The 4,443-nt window shown below is 66.8% G+C and carries 2 protein-coding genes; both read left to right on the forward strand.

Annotated elements, in window-relative coordinates:
- Positions 1-107 precede the first annotated feature (107 nt).
- Complete coding sequence (locus ACR65J_RS20935) at positions 108-1,115, forward strand: LacI family DNA-binding transcriptional regulator (RefSeq protein WP_440172711.1); 1,008 nt, start codon at positions 108-110, stop codon at positions 1,113-1,115.
- Positions 1,116-1,207: 92 nt separating this feature from the next.
- Positions 1,208-4,258 carry a glycoside hydrolase family 2 TIM barrel-domain containing protein gene (locus ACR65J_RS20940; RefSeq protein WP_440172712.1) on the forward strand — a complete coding sequence of 1,017 codons (3,051 nt, stop codon included), beginning with the start codon at positions 1,208-1,210 and terminating at the stop codon, positions 4,256-4,258.
- Positions 4,259-4,443 lie beyond the last annotated feature (185 nt).

Genomic DNA, 4,443 nt, shown 5'->3' on the forward strand with positions numbered 1-4,443 from the left:
GTCACCGCCGGAACATCATTAATGGAGGGCCCTGACAAGGAATGTCAGGGCCCTCCGACTTTAACCACCACAACACCACAAGCCCCGGACGCCTAGACTTACCGTCTATGACCCCCCAGATCCAAGGACCCAGTGGCAAGCGGGCCACCATCCTGGATGTGGCAGCTGCAGCCGGCGTATCACGCCAGACCGTGACCCGAGCCATGAATGACATGGCCGGCATCAGCCGGGAAACCAGGGAACGGGTTCAGGCACTGGCCGCGGAGATGGGTTACATACCCAGCCGTTATGCGAAGGGCTTGGTGCAGGGCGCCCGGACTTCTGTTGGGCTCGCTATCCCGGATCTGACAAACCCCTATTTTCCGGCCTTTGCCTCCAGCGTGGTGGAGGCTGTCACCGAGCGCGGCTGGAATGTGGTGATGGACGACTACGGCCATGGCACCGGCAGCGCAGTAGATGCCGCGGCCCGGCTTGCGCCGCAGGTGGACGCCTTGATTGGTTACCTTGCGCCGCACCCTGATGAAGCGCAGGCGCTAATGGGCCGTCGCCCCGTCGTCGCCATTGATTCCCCGGGCACGGGCACTGCCGGCGGGATCTCCTTCGACTATCGTCACGCTGCGGGCCTCGCCCTCACCCACCTGTCATCCCGGGGCTGCCGGAACATCATCTTCCTGGACTCGGACCAGGGCGTCCACGCCAGCAGCCGAAGCGCCGCAGCAGCGGCCGAGGCGGAGCAGGCAGGCGTGCACCTCACCCGCCTGCCGGCGGAGCCTTCCGCGGCTGCTGCCAGATCGGCCATCGCCCTCCTCTCCACGGGCGGCGGGCGAGTCGATGGCATTCTCGCCTTCAACGATCTGATGGCAGCAGGGGCACTGAAGGCGCTGCACGAAACTGGCAGGTCTGTCCCAGGCGATTGTCCGGTCATCGGCATGGACGGGATACCGCTCGGCGAGCTGCTCACCCCTGAGCTGACCACCCTGTCTGTGGACCTTCGGGCGGTGGGCCGCGCCGCCGTCGGACTCGTGGACGGTCTTCTTTCCGGCGCGATCAAGGACCGCAGCCCCGAGGCCTACCTGACCCTGCGGCACCAGCTTGTCCTGCGGCAATCCGCTTGAGCCCTACTCAAACCGAAATCGAACGGTTAGGCTTCTTCTGCAGCTGCGTGAACGTTCACGCAGTACGATTCTCCCCCGCCGAAGGAAGACATATGCGAGTGCCTAACCCCGCCGCGACTGCTGGTTTCCAGCCCGACAGCACGGCCGCGGCCCCCTCCCGCCGCCTGGATCTTGGTGCCGCGGAGGCCCGGGAATTGGCCTCTCCGGCACCGGGGCGGGGAAGCCTTCCAGCACGGGCGTACCTCGAATCCGACGCACCCAGGCTCTTACTCAATGGGGAATGGCAGTTCCGGCTGAGCTCCGGAATCCGGACGGCACCCAACGACGGGTGGCAGCGCGGCGCCGGGCTGTCCGGCTTCACTGCCCTTCCCGTCCCCTCGAGCTGGAACATGCACGGCCACGGCTCCCCGGCCTATACCAACGTCCAGTTCCCCTTCCCGGTGGAACCGCCGCACGTGCCGGATGCCAATCCCATCGGCGACCACCTGGTGGCCTTTGAGGCAGGTTCGGAGTTCCTCCCGCACGCCGTGCTCCGCTTCGATGGCGTCGATTCGGCCGGGACCGTGTGGCTGAACGGGGTGGAACTGGGGACTACCCGCGGGAGCAGGCTGGCCCACGAATTCGATGTCTCCGGCGTCCTGGTCGAAGGAACCAACATCCTGGCGGTTCGGGTGGCCCAGTTCTCCGCCTCGAGCTACGTGGAGGACCAGGACATGTGGTGGCTCCCGGGCATCTTCCGGGACGTGACGCTGCAAGGCCGGCCGGAGCACGGCATTGACGATGTCTTTGTCCACGCGGGCTACCACCCGGGAACGGGCGCCGGCTCGCTCCGCGTTGAGGTGACCCGCTCGGGGCAGCCGATTGACGCCGTCGTCCGCGTTCCGGAACTTGGCCTCGAACTGGCCGCCGGGGTGGAGCAGCAAGTTCCCGGCGTGGAACCCTGGTCCGCTGAAACCCCACGCCTCTACGGCGCCACTGTCAGCAGCCCCGGCGAGACGGTCTCGCTGCAGCTGGGCTTCCGGAGCATCGCCATCGAAAACGCCCAGTTCAAGGTGAACGGGCGGCGGATCCTGCTCCGCGGCGTAAACCGCCACGAGCACCACCCCCGGTTTGGCCGTGTTGTGCCGCCGGATGTGGTGGAGGCCGAGCTGCGGTTGATGAAGCAGCACAACATCAACGCCATCCGGACCTCGCATTACCCGCCCCACCCGGAATTCCTTGCGCTGGCGGACCGGCTGGGATTCTACGTGGTTCTTGAATGCGATCTCGAAACGCACGGCTTCCATAGCGCCGGCTGGGCACAAAACCCCAGCGATGATCCGCGGTGGGAGGCTGCGCTGGTGGACCGGATGCAGCGGACGGTGGAGCGCGACAAAAACCATCCTTCGGTGATTATGTGGTCGCTGGGCAACGAGGCGGGCACCGGCAGGAACCTGGCGGCCATGTCGCGCTGGACCAAGGACCGTGACCCTTGCCGTCCCATCCACTACGAAGGTGACTGGTCCTCGCCCGACGTGGACGTCTACTCACGGATGTACGCGAGTCAGGCCGAGACGGAGCTCATCGGGCAGGGCATTGAACCGGCATTGGAGGATGCCGCACTCAATGCGCGGCGCCGCGCCATGCCGTTCATGCTGTGCGAATACGTACACGCCATGGGCAACGGGCCCGGCGGCATGAGCGAGTACCAGGAGTTGTTCGAACGGTATCCCCGGCTCATGGGCGGCTTCGTCTGGGAGTGGCTTGAGCACGGGATCACCGTCCCGTCCCCTGGCGGCGGCCACCACTTCGCCTATGGCGGGGACTTCGGTGAGGAGATCCACGACGGGAACTTCGTCACGGACGGGCTGGTGGACGCCGAGCGCAACCCCCGCCCCGGCCTGCTGGATTTCAAGAAGGTGATTGAGCCGCTGCATATCGGGGTGGCTGACTCCTGGGCCAGCTTCACCGTGCGGAACGGGCAGGACTTTGCGGACACGTCCGCTTTTCGGTTCCAGTACAAGGTGGAGGCCGACGGCGGCACCCGGCTTGAGGGGGCAGTTGCAGTTCCGCCGCTCGCACCGCAGTCGCGGGCTGTTGTGGAGCTGCCGGCCGGCGTCGCCCGGTATGTGGCGGGCCTGCCGGAGGCTTCGGCTGCAGTGCTCACGGTCAGCGGCGTCCTCGCCGCGGACACTGCCTGGAGTTCTGCCGGCCATGAGGTGGCGTGGGCGCAGGCGGTCCGGGCGGTGCCGCCACCCGCCATGCCGCCGGCCGTAGATCCCGTCGAGGTTAGCGACCAGGAACTCCGGCTGGGCCCTGCCATATTCGACCGGGCCACCGGCATGCCCACCTGCATCGGTGGCCTGCCCGTCGAAAAACTGGGCCTGGTCCTGTGGTGGGCACCCACGGACAACGACCTTGGCCGGGAGTGGGGGAGCAGCGACGAGCGGCCGCTTGCCATCCAGTGGAAGGAGGCGGGACTCGACCGGTTGCACACCCGCCTGCTTGGCATCAGCGCCGAAATAACGCCCGACGGCGGCGAGCACCTTCGCGTCAGCACGCGCATGGGGGCGGCGGACAAGCAGTTCGGAGTGTTGGTTGACTACGAGTGGAGCAGCGCCTCGGATGCCTTGGCGCTGCGGACGCAGGTGAAGCCCGTGGGCGACTGGGTGAACGGGGGCTTCGACGTGGAATGGGCCCGCATCGGGCTGGAGCTTGTGCTGGGCGCCGGGACAACCACCGTGGGCTGGCTCGGCCAAGGTCCGCACCAGAGTTACCCGGACACCGGGCAGGGCGCCCGGACAGGATGGTTCGAACTGCCCCTCGCCGACCTGGACGTGGAGTACGTCCGCCCCCAGGAGTCGGGGGCCCGGTCCGGCGTGCGGTCCGCGGTGTTGAGCACGGGTGGCAGGGAGGTGCACGTTTCCGGTGGCCCCTTTGCGCTGACAGTCCGGCCGTACAGTATGCAGGCCCTGGCGGCGGCAACCCACAGGCCGGATCTCATTCCGGACGGGCGCACCTACATCTACCTCGACCATGCCATGAGGGGTGTGGGGACGGCAGCGTGCGGGCCCGGCGTTCTGGAGCCATACCGGTTGAAGCCGCGGGAAGCGGCCTTCGAGCTGGTCCTCCAGGTGACTGGGAACGACATGCCGCAGATGTGAGCCACTCCACAGAGGCATTGGATTGATGTCGAAGGGGCTGAAACCCTCGCCAGGGGCCTCGAAAACCGCGTATTTTCGGGGTTTTCGAGGCCCCTGGGGTCCGGTGTGGCCCGATTTGCGGTGGGGGTTGTGTGCGGGTATTGTTTTCTGAGTCGCCGCCGCTGAAGCGGAAAAATAGCGGCCAA

This window comes from Arthrobacter sp. SAFR-044 (genome assembly GCF_059414985.1).

Coding starts and splice junctions, on each gene's coding strand:
- ACR65J_RS20940 (WP_440172712.1), top strand. CDS start 1,208: ATGCGAGTGCCTAACCCCGCCGCGACTGCTGGTTTCCAGCCCGACAGC.
- ACR65J_RS20935 (WP_440172711.1), top strand. CDS start 108: ATGACCCCCCAGATCCAAGGACCCAGTGGCAAGCGGGCCACCATCCTG.